Origin of the sequence: Parasedimentitalea denitrificans (genome assembly GCF_011813015.1) — a bacterium.
In the GTDB taxonomy this organism is placed as follows: domain Bacteria; phylum Pseudomonadota; class Alphaproteobacteria; order Rhodobacterales; family Rhodobacteraceae; genus Parasedimentitalea; species Parasedimentitalea denitrificans.
Genome location: NZ_QHLQ01000003.1, coordinates 202,711 through 228,079, shown reverse-complemented (window position 1 = coordinate 228,079; position 25,369 = coordinate 202,711). Strand labels below are relative to the sequence as shown.

Annotated in this window: 24 protein-coding genes; 11 read left to right on the top strand and 13 right to left on the bottom strand. The window is 57.1% G+C overall.

From position 1 onward, the window contains the following. Positions 1-63: 63 nt before the first annotated feature. Both DL239_RS05575 and DL239_RS05570 read right to left on the bottom strand, forming a co-directional pair. The gene (locus tag DL239_RS05575) at positions 64-1,389 is read right to left on the bottom strand and encodes a lytic murein transglycosylase (RefSeq protein WP_240931748.1); all 1,326 of its coding nucleotides are present in this window, start codon (positions 1,387-1,389) and stop codon (positions 64-66) included. A gap of 64 nt (positions 1,390-1,453) precedes the next feature. Beyond that, positions 1,454-2,200 carry a helix-turn-helix transcriptional regulator gene (locus DL239_RS05570; protein WP_167683004.1) on the bottom strand — a complete coding sequence of 249 codons (747 nt, stop codon included), beginning with the start codon at positions 2,198-2,200 and terminating at the stop codon, positions 1,454-1,456. Between the two features lie 85 nt (positions 2,201-2,285). Here DL239_RS05570 and DL239_RS05565 point away from each other — a divergent pair, with 85 nt between their 5' ends. Continuing rightward, entirely contained in the window at positions 2,286-2,987 is a 702-nt protein-coding gene (locus tag DL239_RS05565) for a glutathione S-transferase family protein (RefSeq protein WP_167683003.1), read from the top strand. Continuing rightward, entirely contained in the window at positions 2,984-3,400 is a 417-nt protein-coding gene (locus tag DL239_RS05560; protein ID WP_167683002.1) for a DUF1801 domain-containing protein, read from the top strand. The genes DL239_RS05565 and DL239_RS05560 overlap by 4 nt, the downstream gene beginning before the upstream one ends. Before the next feature lie 35 nt (positions 3,401-3,435). Here DL239_RS05560 and rnr read toward each other — a convergent pair whose 3' ends face one another. The 4 genes from rnr to dapE are packed head-to-tail and all read right to left on the bottom strand — an operon-like array spanning position 3,436 to position 7,886. Further along, the gene (gene rnr / locus DL239_RS05555; RefSeq protein ID WP_167683001.1) at positions 3,436-5,697 is read right to left on the bottom strand and encodes a ribonuclease R; all 2,262 of its coding nucleotides are present in this window, start codon (positions 5,695-5,697) and stop codon (positions 3,436-3,438) included. A gap of 31 nt (positions 5,698-5,728) precedes the next feature. Further along, positions 5,729-6,322 (bottom strand): TIGR04282 family arsenosugar biosynthesis glycosyltransferase, encoded by a 594-nt coding sequence (locus DL239_RS05550; protein WP_167683000.1) that lies wholly within the window; start codon positions 6,320-6,322, stop codon positions 5,729-5,731. Beyond that, positions 6,322-6,744, bottom strand: coding sequence for a GNAT family N-acetyltransferase (locus tag DL239_RS05545; RefSeq protein WP_167682999.1), 423 nt, complete (start codon positions 6,742-6,744; stop codon positions 6,322-6,324). Before DL239_RS05545 ends, DL239_RS05550 begins: the two co-directional genes overlap by 1 nt. Then, the gene (dapE, locus tag DL239_RS05540) at positions 6,741-7,886 is read right to left on the bottom strand and encodes a succinyl-diaminopimelate desuccinylase (RefSeq protein WP_167682998.1); all 1,146 of its coding nucleotides are present in this window, start codon (positions 7,884-7,886) and stop codon (positions 6,741-6,743) included. The genes DL239_RS05545 and dapE overlap by 4 nt, the downstream gene beginning before the upstream one ends. Before the next feature lie 321 nt (positions 7,887-8,207). Between dapE and DL239_RS05535 the strand changes: the two genes are divergently transcribed. The 3 genes from DL239_RS05535 (at position 8,208) to DL239_RS05525 (ending at position 11,999) form a co-directional block, all read left to right on the top strand. After that, positions 8,208-9,779, top strand: coding sequence for a Hint domain-containing protein (locus tag DL239_RS05535; protein ID WP_167682997.1), 1,572 nt, complete (start codon positions 8,208-8,210; stop codon positions 9,777-9,779). A 61-nt stretch (positions 9,780-9,840) separates the two neighbouring features. Then, the gene (locus tag DL239_RS05530) at positions 9,841-10,869 is read left to right on the top strand and encodes a Hint domain-containing protein (protein WP_240931747.1); all 1,029 of its coding nucleotides are present in this window, start codon (positions 9,841-9,843) and stop codon (positions 10,867-10,869) included. Positions 10,870-10,946: 77 nt separating this feature from the next. Then, entirely contained in the window at positions 10,947-11,999 is a 1,053-nt protein-coding gene (locus DL239_RS05525) for a transporter substrate-binding domain-containing protein (protein WP_167683056.1), read from the top strand. A gap of 14 nt (positions 12,000-12,013) precedes the next feature. On the opposite strand, the gene DL239_RS05520 is transcribed toward DL239_RS05525, so the two are convergent. Next, a complete protein-coding gene (locus tag DL239_RS05520) occupies positions 12,014-12,361 on the bottom strand; it encodes a DUF8846 family protein (protein ID WP_167682996.1) in 348 nt (115 codons plus the stop codon). A 136-nt stretch (positions 12,362-12,497) separates the two neighbouring features. On the opposite strand from DL239_RS05520, the gene DL239_RS05515 reads away from it, so the two are divergent. Next, positions 12,498-14,051: a choice-of-anchor L domain-containing protein gene (locus DL239_RS05515; protein WP_167682995.1), complete on the top strand. Its 1,554-nt coding sequence runs from the start codon at positions 12,498-12,500 to the stop codon at positions 14,049-14,051. 292 nt (positions 14,052-14,343) lie between these two features. Here DL239_RS05515 and hutC read toward each other — a convergent pair whose 3' ends face one another. Continuing rightward, positions 14,344-15,045, bottom strand: coding sequence for a histidine utilization transcriptional repressor HutC (hutC, locus tag DL239_RS05510; protein WP_167682994.1), 702 nt, complete (start codon positions 15,043-15,045; stop codon positions 14,344-14,346). Between the two features lie 90 nt (positions 15,046-15,135). Here hutC and DL239_RS05505 point away from each other — a divergent pair, with 90 nt between their 5' ends. Then, complete coding sequence (locus DL239_RS05505) at positions 15,136-15,657, top strand: HutD/Ves family protein (RefSeq protein ID WP_369410540.1); 522 nt, start codon at positions 15,136-15,138, stop codon at positions 15,655-15,657. Here DL239_RS05505 and DL239_RS05500 read toward each other — a convergent pair. Continuing rightward, positions 15,654-17,021, bottom strand: coding sequence for a formimidoylglutamate deiminase (locus tag DL239_RS05500; protein WP_167682992.1), 1,368 nt, complete (start codon positions 17,019-17,021; stop codon positions 15,654-15,656). The two genes, DL239_RS05505 and DL239_RS05500, sit on opposite strands and share 4 nt — an antisense overlap. Before the next feature lie 74 nt (positions 17,022-17,095). Here DL239_RS05500 and hutI point away from each other — a divergent pair, with 74 nt between their 5' ends. Genes hutI through hutU form a run of 4 tightly spaced genes read left to right on the top strand, consistent with a single transcriptional unit; the run spans position 17,096 to position 22,288 of the window. Next, positions 17,096-18,310, top strand: a complete 1,215-nt coding sequence (gene hutI, locus DL239_RS05495) for an imidazolonepropionase (RefSeq protein WP_167682991.1) — start codon at positions 17,096-17,098, stop codon at positions 18,308-18,310. Continuing rightward, entirely contained in the window at positions 18,307-19,830 is a 1,524-nt protein-coding gene (gene hutH / locus DL239_RS05490; RefSeq protein WP_167682990.1) for a histidine ammonia-lyase, read from the top strand. Before hutI ends, hutH begins: the two co-directional genes overlap by 4 nt. Next, entirely contained in the window at positions 19,827-20,612 is a 786-nt protein-coding gene (gene hutG, locus DL239_RS05485) for an N-formylglutamate deformylase (protein ID WP_167682989.1), read from the top strand. The genes hutH and hutG overlap by 4 nt, the downstream gene beginning before the upstream one ends. After that, the gene (gene hutU, locus DL239_RS05480; protein WP_167682988.1) at positions 20,609-22,288 is read left to right on the top strand and encodes a urocanate hydratase; all 1,680 of its coding nucleotides are present in this window, start codon (positions 20,609-20,611) and stop codon (positions 22,286-22,288) included. Before hutG ends, hutU begins: the two co-directional genes overlap by 4 nt. A gap of 76 nt (positions 22,289-22,364) precedes the next feature. On the opposite strand, the gene dapD is transcribed toward hutU, so the two are convergent. From dapD to DL239_RS05460, 4 genes are all read right to left on the bottom strand, one after another. Continuing rightward, positions 22,365-23,192 carry a 2,3,4,5-tetrahydropyridine-2,6-dicarboxylate N-succinyltransferase gene (gene dapD / locus DL239_RS05475; RefSeq protein ID WP_167682987.1) on the bottom strand — a complete coding sequence of 276 codons (828 nt, stop codon included), beginning with the start codon at positions 23,190-23,192 and terminating at the stop codon, positions 22,365-22,367. Between the two features lie 70 nt (positions 23,193-23,262). After that, positions 23,263-23,664: a hypothetical protein gene (locus tag DL239_RS05470; RefSeq protein ID WP_167682986.1), complete on the bottom strand. Its 402-nt coding sequence runs from the start codon at positions 23,662-23,664 to the stop codon at positions 23,263-23,265. Positions 23,665-23,736: 72 nt separating this feature from the next. Then, on the bottom strand, positions 23,737-24,336 hold the full coding sequence (locus DL239_RS05465; protein WP_167682985.1) for a GntR family transcriptional regulator: 600 nt from the start codon (positions 24,334-24,336) through the stop codon (positions 23,737-23,739). A gap of 38 nt (positions 24,337-24,374) precedes the next feature. After that, positions 24,375-25,295, bottom strand: a complete 921-nt coding sequence (locus tag DL239_RS05460; protein ID WP_167682984.1) for a threonine/serine dehydratase — start codon at positions 25,293-25,295, stop codon at positions 24,375-24,377. Positions 25,296-25,369: the final 74 nt, after the last annotated feature.

Below are 25,369 nucleotides of genomic sequence, written 5' to 3'. Positions count from 1 at the left end.
CAATTGAGTGACGCAAAACCGCGCTGCTTTGCCAAGCCAATCAAATAGCTGGCCCCCTTCCTGCTATCGCAATTTCTTCAACAGACTAAGCGAGGGATGCCCATCCGGGACCAAACCATTTGCAACTTGATAGGCACGAACCGCCGCGATTGTATTGGGGCCAACTCTCCCATCCACACCTTGCGTGTTAAATCCTTGTTGCGTCAGCCGTTTCTGCAGCTCCTGGCGTTCGGCAAAACTAAGGTCCCGGTCGTTACGTGGCCATGGGTGCTGGATCGGCTTCCCGCCTTTGATCCTGTCGCTCAGGTGCCCCACGCCAATCACATAGGCATCAGCGGCGTTATAACGTTCAATCACCTGAAAATTCTTGAAAACCATAAAGGCGGCGCCATTTCCGCCCGCAGGCAGTAAAATTGAGCCGGACCCGTAATTGGGCACGGGCCGTCCGTTGATACCCTTAACTCCCAGCGCGGACCATTGCGCCGGGCTCTTCTTGATCTTCCGACTGGCCAACCCATAGTTGAAACCGCGTGGCAGCTTCACTTCAACACCCCAGGGCTGTCCTTTGACCCAGCCAAACCGTGCCAGATAGGCCGCGGTGGAGGCCAAGGCATCGCTGGGGTTGTCGGACCAGATGTCGCGTTTTCCGTCACCGGTGAAATCCACCGCATATGCCAGATATGATGTCGGGATGAACTGAGTGTGCCCCATCGCACCGGCCCAGCTTCCGGTCATTTTGCGAGGTGGGACATCTCCAGCTTGCAAGATCTTCAGGGCGGCAATCAACTGGCTTTCAAAAAAACGACCGCGCCGACCGTCAAACGCCAGGGTCGAAAGCGATCGTATGACATCCATGTCTCCACGGTAGGTCCCGTATGAACTCTCCATGCCCCAGACAGCCACAACCACCTCTTTGTCGACGCCATAGGTTGCCTCAATCTGCTGCAAACGACGACGCTGGGCACGCAGGGCTTTCTTGCCATTCTTGATCCGCTTGTCGGAAACGGCGGTATCAAGATAGTCCCAAATCGACTTGGTAAACTCTGATTGGTTTCGGTCACGACGAATAACCTCGGGGTCGTAGGTTACTGATCGAAAGGCACGGTCTAGGGTTCGGTGGGTAATTCCTTGTGCCACCGCACGCTTTCGAAATCCTTTGATCCAATTCTGAAAGTCCCGGTTTGCTGCCACAGTTTGTGGAGCAATGGCCGTTGCGACAACAGGTCTTGCGGTAGGGCGTAATGCGGTCACAGCAGCTGTTTGATAATTGCCGGAATCAGTAGCCACTCCGTCAGGCCGACCTTCTGGTCGCAAAGACATCGCCGGGGCGGCAACGGACTGGGTCGCCACCAGACAAGCCATAACACTGGCCAAAACCAAAACGCGCATTCTGCACCTCATTTTTATTCTGCTCGAAACCAATGTACCCGGTTAGGAGCGATGGCAAAAGTGCTCAGTCATTTGGCTCGCGGGGTTCCGCCGTTTCATGTGGGTAAGCCCCGTACGGTTTATCCTCTCTCTGGGCCCGAATTTTAACCAAAGCGTCGCGCAGCATTGCTACACGATGAGGCCGGAAGCTTTGTTTAGTAACCTGAAGCTCTGACATACGGTCCAGGCGAAAGATCCGCACGTCCTGTCGAAGCAGGCACCAGGCGATCAGCACGGTTGAGAGGTCAAAGTAAACCAATCCCAGTGGTTTGACCTGCCGAGTCGTCGTCGCCCCCTTGGCGTCGGTATAGCCGAACGACACTTCCATCTCATCCCAAGTAGCCTCTCTCAGGTCAGCAACCTGAATGCTGGGCGGCTCCGGTCGTTTGAACCGATGGGCGGCCAGAACGGCGTGGCGCAGCCGGTGCGATTGGCGGGGGGGCAATCGGCCCTGTAATTTACGCAGCGCCTCACCTGCTGCATCCGCCAGATCGGGATCGCCAATCTGTTGCACTTCGCGTAGCCCCAGAACCAGTGCCTCTAGCTCGGTATCCTGAAACCCCATGGGTGGCAGGGCGTTGTCTTCGATGAGGGTAAACCCATATCCAGCTTCACCGTCAATGATCGCCCCCATTTCCCGCAATGTGGCAATGTCGCGGTGAATGCTACGCCCCGACACGCCAAGTTCCTCTCCCAAACCTGCTGCGGTCTTTGGGCCGGGGCCCTGGCGCAGGGCTTGCATCAATTGAAATAGGCGAAGCGTTCTAGACATATCTCACCGTATCTACCCCTAATGACAAAAATTGTCATTAGGGGCGGACTACAAGGAGTCAAGTTTCAAACACAGGATATGACAGATGTTGACCTTGCTTACTTATCCTCGTCACGGCGATGTATTCAGCCTTAGCCCTTTCTGCGTCAAAGCGGGGTTGTTGCTGACATACGCCGGTCAGGCGTTTCAGCGCGAAGATCTGAACGATCCACGCAAAATGCCCCATCGCAAATTACCGGTGCTGCGCACACCCGGTGGACTAGTGCCAGACAGTGACAACATTCGCCGCCACCTTGAAGCGAATGGAACGGATTTTGACCCCGGTCTTTCATCGCGTGACAAGGCCCACGCACAGGCACTGATCCGTATGGCCGAGGATACGCTGTATTTCCATGTGGTGCGGGATCGTTGGGTGAACGAGGAGGTCTGGCCGACTATTCGTGACAACTATTTCGGATCAATTCCCGCCTTGATCCGCCGCCCCGTTACAGGATCCATCCGGAAATCAGTTCGCTCTGGTCTGGATTTTCAGGGTACGGGGCGTTTCAACGACAGTGAACGCACGGGCCGGTTGGAGCAGGATCTACAGGCGGTGACGGATTTGCTGAAGGATAGCCCCTTTTTGATGGGGGCACAGATCACCAGTGCGGACTTTAGCGTTGCCTCTATGTTGCAGGCGATGCGCTCGACCATGGTGAAAACCAATCTGGTAAGACGCATTAGTGACGATCCGGTGCTAAGTGGCTATATTGATCGGGTATTCAAAGAGGCCGTTCCCCTGTCATGAAGTATTCCTTCTCCAGCGCAAAGATCGAGGAAGCCTTTGACCTCAAGGATGTAGACGCCCGGCTTGGGCTTCTGACCCTTCGGGAATTGATCTTTGACACTGCTGCCGAAAATCCTGCCGTTGGCCGGGTAGAGGAGGCCTTGCGCTGGGGGCAGCCCGCATATTTGACATCCGACAGTAAAAGCGGATCAACCTTGCGGTTGGGTGTGCCCAAAGGGGCGAAGTTTGCGATGTTCGTTCATTGCCAAAGCCGCCTGATCCCCGAGTATCTAATGACATTTCCGGCTTGGGATCGCGTCGAAGGTACGCGGGCGGTGTTATTTGATCACCCTGACGAGGTTGAGCCCATACGTCACGGATGGCTGATCAAACGGGCGCTGACCTATCACATCCGCGAGGCGATTGCTGGGTAAGTAAGGGTGCGTGCGCTTGCCCGCACCCTACGCCATTAGCGCTTTTTGCGAACAACCTTGCGCTTGATCTTGTCAGATTTGCGCTTGGCCTTGGCCTGCTTTCGCTTCCCACCAGAGCGACCCGCCGGGCTGCGGCTACCGCCACGGGGCAGGGGCTTGTCATCAATTGTCAGCAGTTCCAGCTGTAACCCGCCGGTTACCGGTGTCGCCTCGGTCAGGCGCACAGTGACCTGCTGGCCAATCGCAATGATCAACCCTGTGTCCGACCCCATCAGAGTTCCGGCTTCACCGTCAAAGTGAAAGAATTCTCGCCCAAGAGACCGGACAGGGACCAACCCGTCAGCGCCAGTTTCATCCAGTTTCACAAAGGCACCAAAACGAGCGATGCCGTTGATACGGCCGGTAAATTCATTGCCGACTCGTTCTGACAGAAATGCCGCAAGATAGCGATCCGTGGTGTCCCGTTCGGCCATCATCGACCGACGCTCGGTGTCGGAAATATGGGTGGCGGTTTGTTCCAGCTTTTCGATCTCGGCCGGGTCCAGCCCGTCCTTGCCCCAGCCGTGCGATGTAACCAGCGCCCGGTGCACGATCAGGTCGGCATACCGGCGGATCGGCGAGGTAAAGTGGGCGTAGTTGCGAAGCGCCAGACCAAAGTGGCCAAAATTCTCGATGCCATAATAGGCCTGCGTCATCGAACGCAGGGTCGAGATGTTGATCAGCTCGGCCTCGTCGGTGCCAGCGGCTGCATTCAACAGGGCATTCAGATGCCGGGTCTGCAGCACCTGACCCTTGGCCAGTGTCAGCCCGGCGGCAGATGCGGTTTCGCGCAGCGAATCCAGCTTCTCCGGCGACGGTTCCTCGTGAACACGGAACAATTGCGGCGCGCGTTTGGCGATCAGCGTTTCAGCAGCGGCGACATTGGCCAGCACCATGAATTCTTCGATCAGGCGATGCGCGTCCAGACGTTCCCGGAAATTGACAGAACGGACCGTGCCGTTGTCGTCCAGAATGATCCTCCGCTCGGGCAGGTCCAGTTCCAACGGTTGCCGGGCGGCACGGGCGGTTTTGAGGGCGCCGTAGGCAGCGTACAGCGGCTTGATCACATCGTCGAGCAACGGCCCGGTGCGATCATTCGGTGCGCCATCCATTGCGTCTTGGACTTCGGCATAGTGCAGCGAGGCGGCGGACCGCATCAGGGCGCGTTCAAAGCGGTGCCCGATCTTGTTGCCCTCGGCATCCAACTGCATACGCACAGCGATACACGGGCGCGGTACGCCTTCGTGCAGCGAACACAGGTCGCCCGAAAGCCTGTCGGGTAGCATCGGCACAACGCGGTCAGGGAAATAGCTAGAGTTACCGCGCTTGCGGGCCTCGCGGTCCAGCGCGGTGCCGGGGCGCACGTATGCGGCAACATCTGCGATTGCGACCCAAACTACATGGCCACCGGGGTTCTTGGGGTCGTCATCGGCATGGGCATAGCAGGCGTCGTCGTGGTCGCGTGCATCTGACGGGTCGATGGTGATCAGCGGCATGTCACGCAGATCTGTTCGCCCCTTCAGCTCCATAGGTTTGGCCTTGTCGGCCTCCTCAACCGCAGCATCGGGGAAACTGTCAGGAATGCCGTGCTGATGAATAGCGATCAAAGACACCGCCTTGGGAGCGGATGGATCGCCCAAGCGTTCAACGATACGGGCGCGGGGCAGACCCATACGGCCCTTGGGGCCTGCCTGCTCGGCCTCAACCAGCTCGCCATCACGCGCACCGTGGGTAGCGTCCTCGGCGACCATCCACTCAGATGCGGCTGACTTGTCGATGGGAACGATGCGGCCACCTTCAGACCGTTTGCGAAAGATACCCAGCAACCGTTTTGGGTTGGTGCCGATGCGGCGGATCAGCCGGGCCTCATAATTATGGTCATCCTCGTGCACCACGGTCAGGCGGGCTAGAATACGGTCGCCCTGTCCCAGCGCTGGATCGCTGGCACGTGGTAGCACCAGCACAATGGGTTCGACGCCTTCACCGTGCCACTCTAGCGGCTGCGCGAACAGATCACCGTTGTCGTCCGGCGCTTTGACTAGCAGTACAGATACCGGCGGCAACCGATCCGGATCGCCATAGCTCTTCTTGCGCTTTTGCAGGTGGCCCTCGGCCTCCAGCTCTTTCAGCAGGCGCTTCAGATCAATGCGGTCAGATCCTTTGATACCAAAGGCCTTGGCAATGTCGCGTTTCGAGGTGAGGGTCGGGTTAGCTGAGATCCAGTCGAGGATTTCTGCCTTAGAAGGTATACGGCTCATAATCCCCGCCTAACATGGCCAGCGGCCAAGGTCATTGGGAAAAATTCGGTCGGGATCTCTGCAGATCGGCGGCCGTGTCAACGTCGCTCAGCTCGTCCGTTAGGGCGGTACGGTAATCTGGCAGGGCCGCCATGCTGTCGCTTAACGCATGTTCGCTGGACCATCGGACATTGGCAAACATGTCACGCGGCTGGCGTTGTGGGTGTTTCAACCCGACAAGCCAATATCCACCATCGGTGGCTGGTCCAAACGCTGCGTCGTGATCCCCAAGCGCGGCAAAGGCGCGGGCGATATGGGTGCGTGTGATGTCGGGAATATCCGCACCGATCAGGCAGGCCGGACCGGGCGCCGCAGCCCCCAACATCCGCGCCATGCGCTGGCCCAGATCCCCGCGCCCTTGTGGAATGCGTGGCAGGTCGGCAGGCCAGACACGCGCAGTCACCGCATTATCCGGCGCCACCGCCAATACAATTTGCCATCGTGGATCCCGTAACCGCCGGATCAGTCGCGTGGATTGATGGCGAAACCACCAGGCTGCCCCAACCATACCCAGATCCCGCCCCAGTCTGGTTTTCACCCGTCCCGGCCGCGGCAGCTTTAGCATGATGATCAGGGTGGGCTTCACTATAGCGCCAGCACCATGTCGCGGTGTTCAATGCCAGCATCCAGATAGATCGGCCCATACACCGAAAACCCCAGCTTTTCATAGAACCCCAAGGCATGCAGCTGAGCACCCAGCTTGGCCTTAGTGATGCCGGGTTTGTCCTTGGCCAGTTGCACGGCGGCTCTGATCAGGTCAGCGCCCAACCCGGTTCCACGGGCTGATTTCAATACGCAAACCCGGCCAATTTTGGCAAACTCGTCCTGATAAACAACGCGCGCAGTTCCCACAGGCACATCGTTGTCCGTGGCCAATAAATGCGCAGCGACGGGGTCCAGCTCGTCCCATTCCTCTTCAACAGGCACGCCTTGCTCGCCAACAAAAACCTGATGTCGCAACGCGTAACAGGCCTCGTGGTTGTCGATCACTGAGATCGAATAGCTCATTTGAAATAGTCCGCCAGAATACGACCATAGATCGCCTTGAGCTGGTGGATCTGTGCGACCTCAACCCGTTCGTCCACTTGGTGCATGGTGCGGCCAACAAGGCCGAATTCTACGACTGGGCAGTGGCTTTTTACAAACCGAGCGTCTGAGGTTCCGCCAGTGGTCGACAGCTCAGGCTTTACACCACAAACAGCCTCGACCGATGCGGAAACCAGATCCGACAATGGGCCGGGTGCCGTGATGAAACTCTCGCCAGAAATCTTTATTTTGACGTCGATTTCCAGACCAAACTCAGCAGCAACCTTGGCAGATTTGTCACGTAGCCATTGGCTAAGGTCGGCACCGGTATGGGCGTCATTAAACCGGATATTCACCGTTGCATTTGCCATGGCAGGGATAACGTTAGTAGCACTATTGCCAGTGTCGATGGTGACAACCGCCAGTGTCGAGGCGTCAAAATGCTCAGTGCCCTGATCCAACTCGTGACTGGCCAGCTGATCCATCAACCGTACCATCGCGTTCAGCGGATTGTTGGCACGATGTGGGTAGGCCGAATGCCCCTGAACGCCGGTAACATTGAACCAAGCCGACATTGAACCACGACGACCGATCTTGATCATCTCGCCCATAGTGTCGGGGCAGGTGGGTTCGCCGACCAAACAGGCCGCCATCTGTTCCCCTTCGGCGTCCATGTAATCCAACAGTGCTGTGGTCCCATCCACCGACTCGCCTTCTTCATCCCCGGTGATGGTCAGGATGATGGAGCCATTGGGCGGCGTGTCGCGGACGAAATCAATGGCAGCCGCTGCAAAGGCGGCAACCCCGGATTTCATGTCCGTTGCGCCGCGGCCGTACATGAACCCGTCTTTTTCCTCGGCCCCAAACGGCGGCATGGTCCAGGCGGCCTCATCCCCCAGTGGCACCACGTCGGTGTGGCCGTTGAACCCAAATGTCTGTGCGTGTCCCTTGTCGCCCCAGCGGGCAAACAGATTGCTGACTTCGCCGCGATCTACACGGGTACAGGTGAACCCACCCTCGGTCAGCAGCTTTTCCAGCAAAACCAGCGCGCCACCCTCAACCGGGGTAACCGAGGCGCAGCGGATTAAGTCGGCGGTCAGGCGGGCGGGGTCGATTGAAGGCATCAGTAGGCTCCGGAAAATGTGGGTTGCTTCGGCGTAGCGTGGTTTCAAGGGCGGTGCAATTCTGGTGTTTTCCGGCAGGCATCGAAAATGTGGCGCAAAAGCAGCGCCATGGCGTGAATTATCAAGTTCGGATGACAGGGGGAGGATTCGCGTGTTAAGGAAATATTAACAAATAACCCGAGGCAGGGCATCCGAGCACAGTGGTCACCGTAATAGCGGGACCTCAGTATCAACCACCGTCAACAGGCGGGGTCCGTGTAAAACGACGGGGGAAAACCCTCGCGTTGGATGTGTTGTCTCATTGAGGAATGGGGCAGAGACATGGTTGCAGGATCAGAGCTTACTTATAAGACGAATGCCAGTGCCATTCAGATGGCAGACGCAATTTTCGGCGATGGCGTCACAGTCGTCAGCGCCAGCTATACTGGGGACAGCAGGTCCTCGGCGATCTATTCAAATGGCGATAGCATTGCCCCTGGTGCCACTCCCGGTGACACCGGAGTAATTTTGTCCACTGGCCGGGCAAAGGAATATACGAACCGATCTGGACAGGCGAACCAGGACGACAACCAATCCCGAGACTCCAGCGGTGAGAATAACAATTCCGATTTCAATGCCGCCGCCGGGACCAACACCTACGATGCCTCATATCTAGACGTCACTTTTATTCCCGACTCCGGGATAATGACGATGCAGTTCATCTTTTCGTCCGAAGAATACCCCGAGTTTCAGAACTCCGTCTATCAGGATTTTGTAGGCGTTTGGATCAATGGAGAACAGGTCGACCTGGTTGTTGGCAATGGTGACGCCGACCCTGGCAACGTGAACGCCACCAACAATGAAAACCTGTTTCTGGATAACTCGGGCAGTGCCTATAACACCGAGATGGACGGGCTGACGGTCACCATGACGCTGACCATGAACGTCACTCCGGGGGTCGAAAACACGATCCGGATCGGCATCGCCGATGTTTCGGACAGCCAGTATGACAGTAACCTGTTGATCGCCGGGGATTCGGTGCAAACCAGTTTGGTGGCGATGGAAGATTCCACCAACCTTTACCCAACGGGCAGCAAAACCATCGATGTGTTGGCCAACGATATTGATAGTTCCGGCGGCGTTTTGACCATAACGCATGTGAATGGTGTCGGGGTTTCGGCAGGTTCCATCGTGACGCTGAACACAGGTCAGACAGTTCTATTGAATGCTGATGGAACACTGACACTGACCGGTGACGGCGATGTCGAGAATTTCAACTTCACTTACACAGCGTCTAACGGGTCGAATTCTGACACCGGTTTTGTCAACGCCAGCTCGATCCCTTGTTTCGTTGCCGGATCAATGATCCGCACGCCTTACGGGGAACTGCCGGTCGAAAATCTACAGCCCGGTGACTTGGTTATGACACGTGATGACGGAGCGCAGCCCATCCGTTGGGTTGGTGCTCGCTTGGTCGAGGCAGAAGGCGACTTTGCCCCCATTCACATCCGCGCGGGAACCTTTGGGGCGCACCGTGATTTGCAGGTTTCGCCCCAGCACCGTGTTCTTGTGCGTGATAGCTTGGCCGAACTGCTGTTTGGCGAGGCAGAAGTTCTGGTCGCCGCCAAAGATCTACTGAATGATCGCTCGGTCACCCGTTGCCCCGGTGGCGAGGTTACCTATGTGCATCTGATGTTTGACCGCCATCAGGTGATTTTCTCTGAGGGCTTGGAGACCGAGAGCTTCTTGCCGGGCCCGCAGACGACCAATCTATTGGAGCAGCCCGTGGTCGACGAGATCTGCACGTTGTTTCCTGAATTGGATCCAGCCACAGGTGATGGATACGGTGGCGCAGCTCGACCTACGCTGAAGTCATACGAAGCAAAGCTGTTGTCAGCAACGCAGGCAGCCTGACCCGATGGCTTGGCTGGCAGTGTCCTCCTCACATTCTAATTCAAACGAAAGTGAAGCGGATATGATCCGCGAATTTCAGGATGCCAGTCCAGATGCTCTAATGATCCAGGGCTCCTTGGTTGTTGAAATGAGGTTGCCAAATACGCTGCGACCAGAGCCGTTGGTCCTGTTTGCGCAAGATGGGGACTGGCCTGTGAAACTGGCGCTTAGGGCGGTTCCGGGCGGTGGTTTGAACCTGGTGTTGGAGCAGTCAGGCACACTTGGGCACTGGACCCTGAACCCTACCGAAGCGGGTCGAACCGATGTGTTGCGGCTGACATATTCGTGGGATGCACCACGGCGCTGGGGGCGTTTGGCGCTAGAGCGCGCGGATGGTGGTCAGGCGCAGATTATCGATCTTAAGGAACCGCGCCCATGGCGTCTGGCGGATCTGAAGGCGCTGCTGCAGCACGGCCCATTTCGTTTCGTGTCGACGGACGTGCAGTATCTGGCGCTGTCGGATCAGATAGAGCCGGTTGGCCCTATGCCGTCTCTGACCGAAAATACACCGATTGCGACACCGCAGGGGTACCGGCCGTTGGCAAGCCTTCAGCGGGGGGATCTGGTGCTGACAAGCGATGGGGCAACGGTTCCGGTTTTGCATGTTTTGAAACGTGAAATGCCGACAGTTGGCACGTTCCAACCCATTCGGCTGCGGGCACCCTATTTCGGGTTGCTACAGGATATCGACGTCGCTTCGTCGCAGCGGTTGGTGCTGTCCGGGTCAGAGGTTGAGTACCTGTTTGGCCAGCAATCAGTATTGGTGCCAGCCTGTCATTTGCTTGCCACCCATACAGCCTATCGCCCCAAAATCGACAAGCCGACGATGACTTATATGCAATTGCTCTTGCCCGACCATGACGCGCCGCTGGCGGGTGGTGCCGTGGTAGAAAGCCTGTTTATCGGTCGCCTGCGTAGAGATAAGATGCGGTTGGCAGCAAGCCTGTTGTCAGGGCTGGACAGATCAAGTCTGCCTGAACATGGCCAATCAAAGTACCCAGTGTTGCGGTCCTTTGATGCAACAGTTTTGGCAGAACGTCGAATTGCCTAATTATTGTGCACTTGCGCGACAGGCGTGTTCGGCATAAAAACGCTGATCTGGAAGATTATGATCTGATTGGCTCTTCGTTGCGAACTTTTGTTACTCTTTTCATTCTGCTTTTGGCTTGGGCTCAGACCCTAACTGCGCAGACTCTCTCCGTTGCCACAGTCACTCGGCCTCCGTTTTCATTTACTGAAAATGGCCGCGATACGGGGTTCTCTATCGAGCTGCTGGGGGAACTGACTGACCGATTGGGGTGGGAGTACGAGGTCAACCGAGTTGACGCATTCTCCGACATGCTTGGGCAGGTTCAGGGTGGCGAGGCTGACTTGGCGATTGCCAATATATCAATCACTGCCGCTCGTGAAATTGATATGGATTTCAGTCAGCCGATTTTTGAAAGCGGCTTGCAGATGATGGTTCATGTCGATGACTTGCAATCGCCATCACTGCTAAAGGCGGTTCTGTCTTGGGACTTGTTGGCGGCCATTGGCATAGCCTTTGTGCTATTGGCTGGCGGCGGTATGTTGATGTGGACATTCGAACGCCGTGCTCAGCCTTATTTTGATCGCCCGTTGAAAGAGGCTTGGTTCCCGTCGTTCTGGTGGGCACTGAACCTTGTTGTGAACGGCGGCTTCGAAGAACGTGTGCCGCGCACGCCGATTGGTCGAATGTTTGGCGTCGTGTTGGTGGTGTCGTCGCTGTTTGTGGTTTCCGTATTCGTCGCAAAAATCACTGCAGTCATGACCGTTGATGCGATCACCGGGTCGGTGAATTCAATCAATGATCTGTATGGCAAACGCGTTGGTACCATCAAAGGGTCAACAGCAGCTGGGTTTCTCGACCGGCGCGAGATTGAGTATCGCGACTATAATGGGCTGACGGATTTGATCGACGCATTTGAGACGGGCAACATCCGGGTTGTCGTGTTTGACGCACCAATTCTGAGTTACTACGCTACCCACGAAGGCGCCCGCTTTGGCCGCACCGTCGGATCCGTGTTTCTAAAGGAAAACTACGGAATCATCTTCCCCGAAGGGTCGCCACGTGTGGAAGAGGTCAATCGAACTCTGCTAGCCCTGCGTGAAGACGGAACCTACGATGCGATGTATCGTCGTTGGTTTGGTGCGCGCGACTAGGCTGGTTAAGGCGCTTAGTGAACTGTGGGTTCTTCATCGCCAAAGAACGGCGTCATCTGGGCTACAATCACCGAGTTTTCTTCCAGCGCACGTTGCATTAGACCACGTTCTTCGGCCTCGATTTCGTGACCTTCGGCTTCGCGATCGGCCAATGTGCCGTATCCAGTGACATCCAGCGGCGCAGTGTCTGCCTGCTTTAGGATCGCCACTGTCTCGCGCACGGCTTCGGCCTCATCAATGCCCGAGGCAAAAATCATCAACGCAGCGCCGGTGGCACCTTTGGGCAGGCCATCACCCTCTTTGCGGCCGATCTGGACGACAAGAGTGTAAACCTGCTGGCGGGATGTTTTCTTCTTTTCCATATCGCTGCCATACCCCCGCTTCAGGGCAAGGGTCAACCAAATGGCCGGAATGAATCTCGTAAAGGCACCGTAAAAATTATCCTTTTTGAAAGTCCTAGGGGCTAGCTGACACAAAAGTCTAAACTAGGAACGCGTTGTGACTATAGCTTCAGAACTGCCTATTGATACCTCTGCCACAGCAACAGACATGGCAAATGCCATGTTCGGCAATGGCATTACCATTGTCAGCGCCAGCTATAGCGGTAGTTCCACTGCTTCCGGCATCTACACCGACGGTGACCAAACAGCACCGGAGCTAACCCCATCTGATACCGGGGTGATCCTCTCCACCGGACAGGCCGCGGACATCACCAACAGCAGCGGTGACGTGAATACCTCGGCGTCCACCACAACCGAGCATGGCACCAGTGGCGATAGCGATCTCACCGCGCTTGCAGGCCAGCAAACCTATGACGCCGCAGTGTTCGAGGCGACTTTTGTGCCCGACGGATCAACCCTGACGATGCAGATCACCTTCTCGTCCGAGGAGTATCTGGAATACGTAGATAAGGGTTTCAACGATGTTGTTGGTGTCTGGGTCAACGGCGTGCAGGCTGAATTGACAGTTGGCGAAGGCGACATTTCGATCGACAACATCAACGACGGTTCAAACCAGAACCTCTATGTCGATAACGCGGACACGGACGATAACTATAATACCGAAATGGACGGGTTCACCGTCACGCTGACACTCAAGGCAACTGTGATCCCGGGCGAGGAAAATACCATCAAGATCGGCATCGCCGATGCAGGTGATGCCATATACGATTCCAACTTGTTGATCGCTGGTGACTCGGTGCAGACCGCGCTGGTTGCGACGGATGACGTAGTGACGATCGATGGTCAAGGTTCGGCAAACCTTGATGTTTTGGGCAATGATATCCATGCCGAAGGCTCTACCTTGACGGTCACTCATATCAACGGTCAACCCGTCACAGCCGGCGACACCGTGACGCTGGCGACCGGTGAATATGTGACTCTGAATGCCGATGGAACGTTTACACTCGACAACGATGAGGAAGAAACAAACACGTTTTCCTATACCGTCGAAGATGACCTGGGAAACACCGATGTCGGCTTTGTTGAGGTCAGCACCGTCCCTTGCTTTGTGGCTGGCACTTTGATCGACACTATTTCAGGGCCCGTTGCAGTAGAGGATCTGGAACGGGGGATTATGGTTGAAACTCGTGACCATGGACCACAGCCGCTCCGCTGGATTGGGCGCAGTCAACGTCGTGCCACGGGGGGAAATGCACCAGTTGTATTTGCACCCGGCGCGCTGGGCGACCATACCCGCATCGCACTGTCGCCAAACCACCGTGTTCTGATCACATCTGAACGGGCTGAGCTGCTTTTTGGTCAATCCGAAGTGCTGATCAAGGCCAAGCATCTGGTCAACGATCACTCCATCCGTGTGCAGGCAGATGGTGAACTTGTGACTTATGTCCATCTGTTGTTCGACCAGCATGAAATCGTCAGCGGCAATGGGCTCGAAAGCGAAAGCTATCATCCCGGAGCCGAAACTCTTGATGCCTTTGATCCAGAAACCCGCGCGGAAGTTCTGGACCTTATGGACGATTGGCAAAACTATGGACCATCAGCGCGCCCAAGCCTGAAATCCCACGAAAGCAAACTGGTGTTGAAGTCCTAAGTTCGGGGTGTTGCGTGGGTAGCGTACGGTAGGTTCACCCGATTTTCGAACTTCCCTGTTAGTTTACTCGGCAATCGCGATTACCGCCGGGACTGACAATCCCTGCACAGGTTCAGGGCTCTCGGTGGAACGGGGGCGCTATCGAAGTGCACTTACGCACGGGGGATAAAGTCCCCGTCCGCTGCCGTTTTTGGTGGTACCACCGCTAGTAATACAAACTGCCAAGTGGCAGCAAATCATAGGGTTATTCCGACTGGGTAAAGGCTTCGACGGCGCTTTCATCGGCGCCGAGTCAATAGCGCGTGCTCATCCGGTATCCGGGATGGAATGTCATCCTGACAAAGGTCACAGGTTGCTGTTGAAACCAGGTGGTGCGCTCCATCTGGAACAGCGGCGTGTTTGTCGTGCAGGTCAGGAATTCCGCCAGCTGATCACTGGCTGCCACGGCGGAAAACGCAATCTCGGCATTGGAAAATGGCACCTCTGCCAGCAGCCATTCGTTTGGACCAACGCTTTCAAAATCGGCCTCAACCACCTCGGGCACCGCCGCAATGTTTATCCAGCGTTCCTCAAACTGAAGCGGCCGGTTGTCGGCATAATGCATGCAATGCAGATGCAAAACCTGCGCGTCGGCTGGCAAACTCAACTGTGACGATAACCAGGCCGGCGCGGTGATCTGCTGCCGTTTGACCAGCGCATAGCGATAGGTGGCGTTCATCTCTTCGACCTGCTTGCGCATCACCGCGATGTCCAGCTTGGCTTGCTTTACCGGTGTCACGGCAACCCGAGTACCACTTTTGCGTTTGCGATCTATGATGCCACGCTCGGCCAGCTCTCGTAGTGCCCGGTTCACCGTGGCGCGAGCACAGCCAAACTCGGCCGCCAGCTCCAGCTCGGTTGGCAGCAACGCCCCCTGCGGCCAGACCCTATCCTCGATCCGTTGCAACACCTCGTCGCGGACTTCTTGGAAGCCGGTTCTTTTTTGCTCTGACACGGGGTGCTCCACGGCTAGTATTAGCTCAGACTTAATTGCATTATGTCTGCATTAAATTGTGATTGCAAAGGAAACTCGATGCGCTTCTCGGTGGATGAAATTGCTCCGGCACCATGGAAAAATGGCCGCGGCACAACGCGAGAGTTAGCTCAGCGATCCGAACAGGGGCAAATGGTCTGGCGGCTCAGCTTTGCCGACATTGCTCAAGATGGTGCATTTTCGACCTTCCCGGGTTTATCGCGTATTCACACGATTGCAACAGGACACGGCTTGAAACTGAGTGGAACCAACAGTGAATACGTGGCGAAACCGCTTAAACCCGTTGAATTCGATGGTGGCCTGATACTGAACGCAACATTGACCGACGGTCCGTGTCAGGCTTTCAACGTGATCTTTAATCCGCAACTCACTCAGGCGCAGGCCAGTATTGTTGAAGGGGAATCGATAGGGCTGGAGGGCGGAGAGAAGGTTTTGTTTGTCCTAGCAGGCCAGTTGGACATGGGGTCACAAGGCGTATTTGGGGTGCAGCAAGGACTGGTTCTAGATGCCCCCGCCACCGGTGTATTGTCCGATGACGGGGTGGTTCTCGTGATCCAATTTACACCGATCTAGAGCGCCGACAGCAAGCTGCTGACTGCCTCTTTGTAGTTCGCCACGATGCTGTCCCGCGCAACGTGCTGTCCATCCTGAACCTGATGACGCCCAGCTGACCACAGGTCAGTAACCGTTTCATCCCCAGCGGTAAAGCACAGCCCGTCCAGAATCTGATCATCACGCAATGCGCATAGGGCTGGAACATCGCTGTCAATCGCTACCAAATCAGCCAACGCACCAACCTCGATCCGCCCCGCATCGCGACCCAGTGCCTGTGCGCCACCCTTGGCTGCGCCCAGATACAGCGCCTCGCCAACTGGCCCTTCGCCGGGAATAATCACATTGCGGCTCAGGTCGCGCAGTCGCTGCGAATACTCCAGTGTTCGCAGTTCCTCGGGCAGCGAGATCCGAACGTTGGAATCCGACCCAATCCCAAAGGACCCACCATGGGCCAGATACTCAACGCCGTTGAATGGCCCATCGCCCAAGTTCGCCTCGGTAATCGGGCAGAGGCCGGCAATAGCGCCAGACTTGGCCATGTCGCGGGTCTCGTTGCTGGTCATGTGGGTGGCGTGGATCAGGCACCAGTTTTGATCTACCGGTGCGTTCTGCAGCAACCACTCGACAGGACGGGCACCCAGCCAGGCCTGAACATCGGCGACTTCTTTGGGCTGTTCCGAGATGTGGATATGCACCGGATTGCCCGCCTGAATACCCAACACCTTATCCAGATCCTCGGGGCAGGTGGCGCGCAGGCTGTGGGGGGCGATGCCAACCTTGGCGTCTTGGGGCAGGGTGCTTGCCGCAACCTCGCGCGCCTGCGCAACCAGTTCGCTGAACTGATCCACCGAATTTCCAAACCGCAATTGCCCGCCATTCAGTTCAGTTCGACCAGCGCCGCCATAGCTATACAACACCGGCAGATGGGTCAGGCCAATCCCGGTTTCTGCAGCGGCGGCAAACACCCGCTGGCTCAGCTCGCTGACCGCATCATAGCGCTGTCCGCCGGGCTGGTGGTGGACATAGTGGAACTCCCCCACGGATGCATATCCCGCCTCTTGCATCTCCATAAACACCAGCGCAGCAATGGCTTGATACTGCTCTGGGGTGATGTGATCGACAAACTGATACATCAGCGTGCGCCAGGTCCAGAAACTGTCCCGTCCCGCCGCGCGCACCTCGGTCATCCCGGCCATGGCGCGTTGGAAACCGTGCGAGTGCAGATTGCCTAGCGAGGGCAGCAGGGTATCGACCAGAACATCCCCGGCCTCAGCCGCTGCATTGGCTGACAGCGCGGTAATCCGCCCGCCGTCATGGCTCAGCCGCAGATCGTGGACCCAGCCGGAATGGGTATAGGCGCGCTTGGCGAATATTGTCTGCATCTGACCCTCTTATGTATAGACATAATAACTTTAATCCCATACCTTTCCCGCATCAAGAGATTTGCGAGGGTGCAATGACGCAAACATCTAACTACGTTCTGAAAAACGCCAAATTGGCCACCATGATCCCCGAATCAGGCCCCTATGGTCTGATCACGGCAGGTGCTGTGGTGGTGTTGGACGGCACTATTCAGTGGGTTGGGCCAGAATCAGATCTGCCCGCGAGTTATGCCAAGTGGGAAGCCCGCGATCTGGACGGTCGTCTTGTCACCCCGGCGCTGATCGACTGCCACACCCATGTGGTGTTTGGCGGTGATCGCGCGATGGAGTTTGAGATGCGTCTGAACGGTGCGTCCTATGAGGAAGTCGCCCGTGCGGGCGGTGGCATTGTCTCAACCGTTTCGGCCACCCGCGCCGCCTCGCTAGATGAACTGGTTGCCACGGCGCTGCCACGTCTTGATGCGCTGATTGCCGAGGGCACCACAGTGGTTGAGGTGAAATCAGGCTACGGGCTGGACCGTGAAACCGAGCTGAACATGCTGCGCGCCGCCCGTCGACTGGGCGAGCTGCGCCCTGTTCAGATCAAGACCACTTTCCTGGGCGCCCATGCCACCCCAGCCGAGTACAAGGGCAGGGATGACGCCTATATTGAAGAAGTCTGCAACCCAACCCTGCACGCCGCCCATGCCGAGGGGCTGGTGGATGCGGTGGATGGCTTCTGCGAAGGCATCGCCTTTATGCCCGATCAGATCGAACGGGTGTTCAAGGTGGCGCAGGAGCTGGGCATCCCGGTCAAACTCCACGCCGAACAGCTGAGCCATCAGGGAGGCACATTGCTGGCTGCGAAATACGGCGCGCTGTCCGTGGATCACGTGGAATACGCCACCGAAGACGACGCCAAGGCCATGGCCCAGTCAGGCTCGGTTGCTGTTATCCTGCCCGGCGCTTTTTACACCATCCGCGAGGTCCAGGCCCCGCCGATTGAGCATTTCCGCAAGCACGGCGTACCCATGGCGCTGGCCACCGACTGCAATCCCGGCTCTTCGCCCATGACCTCGTTATTGTTGACGATGAACATGGGCTGCACCCTGTTCCGCATGACACCCGAGGAAGCATTGGTCGGCGTCACCCGTAACGCTGCACAGGCGCTGGGCCTGACCGATGTGGGCCAAATCGCCCCCGGCATGCGCGCGGATCTGGCGGTTTGGAATGTAAAATCTCCGGGTGAACTGGCCTATCGCATCGGCTTCAACCCGCTTCACTCACGTATCTATCAAGGTGAACTATGATCTCACTTCTTCCCGGCGCGGTGACTTTGGCCACGCTCAACGATGTCTTTCGAAACCTGACCCCGGCGCAGCTGGATGACAGCGCCCGCCCGGGTGTCGAGGCCGCCGCCGAAATGGTCGCCCAAGCTGCTGCTGGGGACGAGGCTGTATATGGGATCAACACTGGCTTTGGCAAACTCGCCAGCAAAAAGATCGCCCCCAAAGACACCGCCACCCTGCAGCGCAACTTGATCCTGTCGCATTGCTGTGGCGTGGGCGAGGCCCTGCCTGAAGACAAAACCCGCCTGATGATGACGCTGAAACTGCTGTCGCTGGGGCGTGGGGCATCGGGCGTGCGTTGGCTGGTGATCGACCAGATCCAGCAGATGCTGGCCCATGGCGTGATCCCGGTGATTCCATCGCAGGGCTCGGTTGGCGCATCGGGTGATCTGGCCCCGCTGGCCCATATGGCCGCCGCAATGATTGGCGCGGGAGAGGCCACATTTGATGGCCGGCGCATGTCCAGCGCCGAGGCGTTGAAAAAGGCCAGGTTAGAGCCGATTGTGCTGGGCCCTAAAGAGGGTCTGGGCCTGATCAACGGCACCCAGTTTTCCACCGCCTGTGCGCTGGCTGGCCTGTTTGACGCCTGGCGCATGGCCGAGGCCTCGATGGTGATTGCCTCGCTGACAACTGACGCCATCATGGGATCAACCGCGCCGTTGCTGGCTGACATTCACTCCCTGCGCGGTCACGCTGGGCAGATCGACGTGGCACGTGAAATGCGGGGTATCATGGAAGGGTCGGAAATTCGCGAAAGTCATCGCGAAGACGACACTCGTGTGCAGGATCCATACTGCATCCGCTGTCAGCCACAGGTGGTTGGCGCGGCGCTGGACGTGCTACGCATGGCCGCCAAAACACTGGAAATCGAGGCCAACGCTGTCACCGACAATCCGCTGGTTCTGGTGAACGAAGGCCGTATCGTATCAGGCGGCAACTTCCACGCCGAATACGTTGGCTTTGCCGCCGATCAGATCGCGCTGGCTGTGGCCGAGATTGGTGCCATTGCCCAACGCCGCGTGGCGCTGATGGTGGACCCAACGCTTAGCTATGATCTGCCGCCGTTCCTGACGCCTGATCCCGGCCTGAACTCGGGCTTTATGATTGCCGAAGTCACAACCGCCGCATTGATGAGCGAGAACAAGCACCTTGCCAACCCCTGTGTGACCGACAGCACGCCGACATCCGCCAACCAAGAGGACCACGTGTCCATGGCCGCGCATGGTGCGCTGCGCCTGACCAAGATGAACGCAAACCTGTCGGTGATTCTGGGGGTCGAGATGCTGTGCTCGGCGCAGGGGGTTGAGGCCCGTGCGCCATTGGCAACCTCGACCAAGCTGCAAGACGTGATCGCCATGCTGCGGGGCCAGGTGCCAACGCTAGGCGAGGATCGTTATTTGGCACCCGAGATCGAAATCGCCAGCCAGATGGTGCGCGACGGGCAGGTGGCCACGGCCGCCGGGCTAGAGGTGGCGAAATGATCGAAGTCACACAGGGCAATAGCCCACTGGTGCTGGGTCTGCCCCACACCGGTACCGATGTTCCCCCCGAGGTTTGGGAGACCCTGAACGAAACCGGTCGTGCGCTGGCTGATACCGATTGGCATATTCATACCCTGTATGATGGCGTGGTTGAGGACGTCACCACGGTCCGCACGCCGATCCACCGCTATGTGATCGACGTAAACCGCGACCCGGCAGGGGTGAGCCTCTATCCCGGTCAGAACACCACCACCCTGTGCCCGCTCACGGACTTTGACGGGCAGGGGATCTATCGTGATGGCGCTGAACCGGACGAGGCTGAAATCATCCGCCGCCGTGATTCCTATCACGCGCCTTACCACGCTGCGCTGATGGCTGAGCTGGAACGGGTAAAGGCAATCCATGGCTTTGCGATCCTTTATGATAGCCACTCGATCCGCGGTGACATTCCATTCCTGTTCGATGGCCGCCTTCCAGATTTCAACGTGGGCACCAACCTTGGTGCAACTTGTGATCCGGGAATCGAGGCGATGACAGTAGCCCATTGCTCGGCTGCCGAAGGCTATACCTCGGTCCTGAATGGCCGCTTCAAGGGCGGCTGGACCACCCGTCATTATGGCCGCCCGGCTGATGGCCTGCATGCGATCCAGATGGAACTGGCGCAGGCGACGTACTGTCAGGAAAGCGCCCCGTGGACCTATCAACCCGAGCGCGCAGAGGCTTTGCGCGCCCATCTCACCCGAATTTTGACTGATCTTCAGACATGGAGGCCCGCAGCATGAGCGATCCCCGCAAGAACACCCGCGACATCTATCCACCCACCGGTACCGAGATCACCGCCAAGTCCTGGCTGACCGAAGCGCCGCTGCGGATGCTGATGAACAACCTGCACCCAGACGTGGCCGAAAACCCGCATGAGCTGGTGGTGTACGGTGGCATTGGCCGCGCCGCTCGGACCTGGCAAGACTTTGACATGATTGTCGAAAGCCTGCGCAATCTGGAAGAAGACGAAACCTTGATGGTGCAGTCGGGCAAGCCGGTTGGCGTGTTCCAGACCCACAAGGATGCGCCACGTGTCTTGATTGCCAACTCGAATCTGGTGCCGCACTGGGCCAATTGGGATCACTTTAACGAGCTCGATAAAAAGGGCCTGATGATGTACGGACAGATGACCGCTGGCTCGTGGATCTATATCGGAACACAGGGCATTGTTCAGGGCACCTATGAAACCTTTGCCGAAGCCGGGCGCCAGCACTACGGCGGTGATCTGACTGGCAAATGGATTCTGACCGGTGGTCTGGGCGGCATGGGAGGCGCGCAACCTTTGGCGGCTGTGTTTGCCGGGGCCTGCTGTCTGGCCGTTGAGTGTAACCCCGACAGTATCGATTTTCGCCTGCGCACCAAATACTTGGATGAAAAGGCTGAAACCCTGGACGAAGCACTGGAGATGATCGAGCGTTGGACCGCTGCGGGTGAGGCTAAATCGGTTGGCCTGCTGGGCAACGCTGCGGACATTTTCCCCGAACTGCAGCGCCGTGCCGAAGCGGGTGATATCCGCCCCGATATCGTGACCGACCAAACCTCGGCCCATGATCCGGTGAATGGCTATCTGCCGCAAAACTGGACCATGGCCCAGTGGAAGGACATGCGCGAAAAAGACCCTAAAGCTGTGGAAAAAGCCGCCCGTGCATCCATGAAGGTGCAGGTTGAAGCAATGTGCCAGTTCCACGCCATGGGTGTGCCCACGGTGGACTACGGCAATAACATCCGCCAGATGGCACTGGAGGAAGGGCTGGGGAACGCATTCGACTTCCCTGGTTTTGTGCCGGCCTATATCCGCCCGCTGTTCTGTCGTGGCATTGGCCCCTTCCGCTGGGCGGCGCTGTCAGGCGATCCCGAGGATATCCGCAAGACCGACGCCAAGATGAAAGAGCTGTTCCCAGACAATAAAGACCTGCACCGCTGGCTGGACATGGCGCAAGAGCGCATTGCCTTCCAAGGTCTGCCAGCGCGGATTTGCTGGATTGGTCTGGGTGATCGCCACAAGGCTGGTCTCGCATTCAACGAAATGGTTCGTAACGGCGAACTATCCGCGCCGGTCGTGATTGGTCGTGACCACCTTGATTCTGGCTCGGTTGCCTCACCCAACCGTGAAACCGAGGCGATGAAAGATGGGTCGGACGCTGTGTCTGACTGGCCGCTGCTCAACGCGCTATTGAATACTGCTTCAGGCGCGACTTGGGTGTCGCTGCACCATGGCGGTGGTGTTGGAATGGGCTTTTCTCAGCACTCAGGTGTGGTGATTTGTTGCGATGGTTCCGAGGACGCCGACCGCCGCGTTGGTCGCGTGCTGTGGAATGATCCGGCTACCGGTGTCATGCGTCATGCAGATGCAGGGTACGACATTGCCAAGGACTGTGCCCGGGAGCACGGTTTGAACCTGCCGGGCATCCTGTAAGCTGGCAAGAAGCTAATCTACCAAAAGAAAACGCGCCTCTAGAGGCGCGTTTTTTGTATTCAGGCTTCGCGAGATGTTAGTCGCGCAGAAGCTCGTTGATTCCTGTTTTGGAACGGGTCTTGGCGTCAACACGCTTCACAATCACCGCGCAGTACAGGCTGACGCCGTTCTTGGATGGCATGGATCCTGACACGACAACTGAATAGGGTGGCACTTCGCCGTACATGACTTCGCCTGTATCGCGGTCGACGATCTTGGTCGACTGGCCGATGTAAACGCCCATGCCAAGAACCGCGCCTTCGCGTATGATGCAGCCTTCGACGACTTCGGAGCGCGCACCGATGAAGCAATTGTCCTCGATAATAGTTGGGCCTGCCTGCATAGGCTCCAGTACGCCGCCGATGCCAACGCCGCCGGACAGGTGCACGTTTTTACCGATCTGTGCACAAGAGCCAACGGTGGCCCAGGTGTCGACCATGGTGCCTTCGTCCACATAGGCGCCGAGGTTTACAAAGGATGGCATCAGCACCACGCCGGGGGCAACAAAGGCGGATTTGCGAACGATGGCATTGGGTACCGAACGAAAGCCAGCGGCTTTGTATTCGGCTTCTCCCCAGTCAGAAAATTTGCTGTCGACTTTATCCCACCAGCTGGAGCCCTGCGGGCCGCCGGATTGAAGTTCCATGTCTTTGATGCGGAAGCCTAGAAGTACGGCCTTTTTGGCCCACTGGTTCACATGCCAGTCGCCGCTGTCCAGTTTTTCAGCAACGCGTAGTTTGCCGCTGTCGAGGGCATTCAGTGTGGCCTCAATCGCGTCGCGTTGCTCACCCTTGGTGGCGGGTGAGATGGTGTCGCGCGCCTCCCAGGCGGCCTCGATCGCGGTTTCCAGCTGGGCGTTGGACATGTTGTAAGCTCCGAAAACAAAATGGTTCGGGCTTTCATAGCGGCAATTTTTGGTCAGGTCATCGACGGATTTAGGCGAATGTACCGTTATCGACCTTAATTTCCTCGAAACTCTGCGATTCCTGCAAGTCGGACACGTCGGGCAATGATTTGAGTATGTCGCGAAGCGTTTTCTCTATGTAGTTCTGTGGTGCAAGCTTGTTGCGGCCCAGCAGTTTATCAACGGGGCTTCTATTGTGCTTTACAGCGATAAGAACCTTGCTGGGCGAGGTCTTTCTCTCGATCTGCTGGCCAATATGGTAGGTGGTTCCGTTCTTCACAACACAAAGTTGAGTGGAGTTGTTCGTTTGAGGCAGAAAATTGCAGATGAAACCTGCCTGAGTTAGACCTTTATTGAGGGAGTCGATTAGCGTTCGCTCACCTTCTGGGTGAGAGTCGAAAAATTCCGTGACCGTGAAGTTAAAGTAATACACCGTTAGTCGCCTCAAAATGACATGCAGTTACAATCACTAACGGTATTGTCATAATTAAGGCAACGAAAAACCTTATCGCACGCGTCGAAGGTGACGGCGGAGAATTTCGCAGGCGGTTGCGGCGTCGCGGCGGACCATGGCTTGGACAACTGCTGCGTGATCTTTGTCTGTGCGGCGGCTCCATCGGTGCTGCCAATTGGCGAATAAATGACGGGCAGAGGCAATGTGAAGATCGTCAATCGCGGAGAGTAGTCTGGGCATTGCACAGGGGGTTAAAATTACCCGATGAAACCTGCGATTTAGCTTTTCCCAAGTCACCATGTCATCAGCATCATCACAGGCAATACGGGCTGTCTCGGCCGCGTCCAGGTCTTGCTGGGTTAGGTTTGCGACTGCATGGGTGAGTGCGAGGATCTCAAGCGAGATACGCATTTCGATGACTTCGTGGATCTCGTCAGGGTCCTGCGCGGTGACCCGTGTTCCACGCCTGGGAATCGACTGTGCCAAGCCGTGTGCCTCTAGCCGCAGTAGGGCTTCGCGTACCGGCACGTGGCTGGTTTCAAACTCACGTGCGATATGGTCCTGACGCAGTTTTTCTCCGGCAGGTAGGTCGCCCGCGACGATGCGCTCGCTAAGGTTGTGGTAGATGAAATCGGCAATTCTGGCTGTCATAGATTATAGATAAAATTCTAACCAGCTGCCTGCAAGCGCTATCCTAAGGGATCGGGGGCTATATTTCCGCCACAAATCAGGACCGCGATTCGTTCACCCTCGGCTGGTTGGTAAGCTCCTGACATCAGGGCAGCTAATGCGGTTGCCCCTGCGGGCTCGACTAGAATTCGGTGCTGCATCCACAGGGCTTTTTGGGCCGAGGTGATCGCAGTGTCAGTAACAGTGATAGAGGTGGTGTTTTGCGACTTGGCCAGATCGAAACAGATGTTGCCGATGCGTTTGGCGCCTAGCGCGTTTGCTGCAACGCCTGAAACCTCGACATCGACAGGGTGCTGGTCTTGAAGGGCGGCGTTCAGGGCGCAGGATGTTTCAGGTTCAATGGCGACAATCTTCTTGCTTCCGTCAAACCAGGCCAGTGCGCCCGAGATCAACCCACCGCCGCCGACGGCAATAAGTAAGGTGTCGGCTTGCAAGCCCTGTTCTTGCCACTCGGCAAAACAGGTGCCTTGCCCTGCGACCGTGGCGTGGGCGTCATAGGCGTGCACCTGCATGGCGCCGGTTTCGGCTTCGTATTGTTGGGCCAGCTCAAGCGCATTGGAATATGCGCCGGGGACCACTTGCAGGTCAGCGCCCGAGTTATTGATCAGTGCAATTTTGGCAGGGCCGGCCATTTCCGGAACGTAGATCCGTGCGCGATGCCCTAGTTTGTGCGCCGCATATCCCACTGCTGCCCCGTGGTTGCCACCAGAGGCCGCCACCAACCCGGCAGCGGGCACATCTTGGCTAAGTAGCGTGTTAAACGCACCGCGTGCCTTGAAACTACCGGTGTGCTGCATGTGCTCTAGTTTCAGCTCAATCGGGTAGTTCAGGCCAAATCCCTGGACCTGCAGCGTAGGCGTGATCTGGATGTGGCCGTTTATCCGTTCAGCGGCCGTCTTAATGTCACTTTTCCAACCCATCTTACGTGCCTTTGCCTAGTGTTGCGGCGGTTGACCTTATAGGCTGAAAGAAAACAAGCAAGCAGGATCCCATT

What these genes read in the sequence shown, in the direction of transcription:
- DL239_RS05570 (WP_167683004.1), bottom strand. Translation starts at nt 2,200, where the DNA reads ATGTCTAGAACGCTTCGCCTATTTCAATTGATGCAAGCCCTGCGCCAG.
- rnr (WP_167683001.1), bottom strand. Translation starts at nt 5,697, where the DNA reads ATGAGCCGTATACCTTCTAAGGCAGAAATCCTCGACTGGATCTCAGCT.
- DL239_RS05545 (WP_167682999.1), bottom strand. Translation starts at nt 6,744, where the DNA reads ATGAGCTATTCGATCTCAGTGATCGACAACCACGAGGCCTGTTACGCG.
- DL239_RS05500 (WP_167682992.1), bottom strand. Translation starts at nt 17,021, where the DNA reads ATGCAGACAATATTCGCCAAGCGCGCCTATACCCATTCCGGCTGGGTC.
- dapD (WP_167682987.1), bottom strand. Translation starts at nt 23,192, where the DNA reads ATGTCCAACGCCCAGCTGGAAACCGCGATCGAGGCCGCCTGGGAGGCG.
- dapE (WP_167682998.1), bottom strand. Translation starts at nt 7,886, where the DNA reads ATGCCTTCAATCGACCCCGCCCGCCTGACCGCCGACTTAATCCGCTGC.
- DL239_RS05535 (WP_167682997.1), top strand. Translation starts at nt 8,208, where the DNA reads ATGGTTGCAGGATCAGAGCTTACTTATAAGACGAATGCCAGTGCCATT.
- DL239_RS05560 (WP_167683002.1), top strand. Translation starts at nt 2,984, where the DNA reads ATGAAGTATTCCTTCTCCAGCGCAAAGATCGAGGAAGCCTTTGACCTC.
- hutI (WP_167682991.1), top strand. Translation starts at nt 17,096, where the DNA reads ATGACGCAAACATCTAACTACGTTCTGAAAAACGCCAAATTGGCCACC.
- DL239_RS05565 (WP_167683003.1), top strand. Translation starts at nt 2,286, where the DNA reads ATGTTGACCTTGCTTACTTATCCTCGTCACGGCGATGTATTCAGCCTT.
- DL239_RS05520 (WP_167682996.1), bottom strand. Translation starts at nt 12,361, where the DNA reads ATGGAAAAGAAGAAAACATCCCGCCAGCAGGTTTACACTCTTGTCGTC.
- DL239_RS05460 (WP_167682984.1), bottom strand. Translation starts at nt 25,295, where the DNA reads ATGGGTTGGAAAAGTGACATTAAGACGGCCGCTGAACGGATAAACGGC.
- DL239_RS05575 (WP_240931748.1), bottom strand. Translation starts at nt 1,389, where the DNA reads ATGCGCGTTTTGGTTTTGGCCAGTGTTATGGCTTGTCTGGTGGCGACC.
- hutH (WP_167682990.1), top strand. Translation starts at nt 18,307, where the DNA reads ATGATCTCACTTCTTCCCGGCGCGGTGACTTTGGCCACGCTCAACGAT.
- hutG (WP_167682989.1), top strand. Translation starts at nt 19,827, where the DNA reads ATGATCGAAGTCACACAGGGCAATAGCCCACTGGTGCTGGGTCTGCCC.
- DL239_RS05530 (WP_240931747.1), top strand. Translation starts at nt 9,841, where the DNA reads ATGATCCGCGAATTTCAGGATGCCAGTCCAGATGCTCTAATGATCCAG.
- DL239_RS05465 (WP_167682985.1), bottom strand. Translation starts at nt 24,336, where the DNA reads ATGACAGCCAGAATTGCCGATTTCATCTACCACAACCTTAGCGAGCGC.
- hutU (WP_167682988.1), top strand. Translation starts at nt 20,609, where the DNA reads ATGAGCGATCCCCGCAAGAACACCCGCGACATCTATCCACCCACCGGT.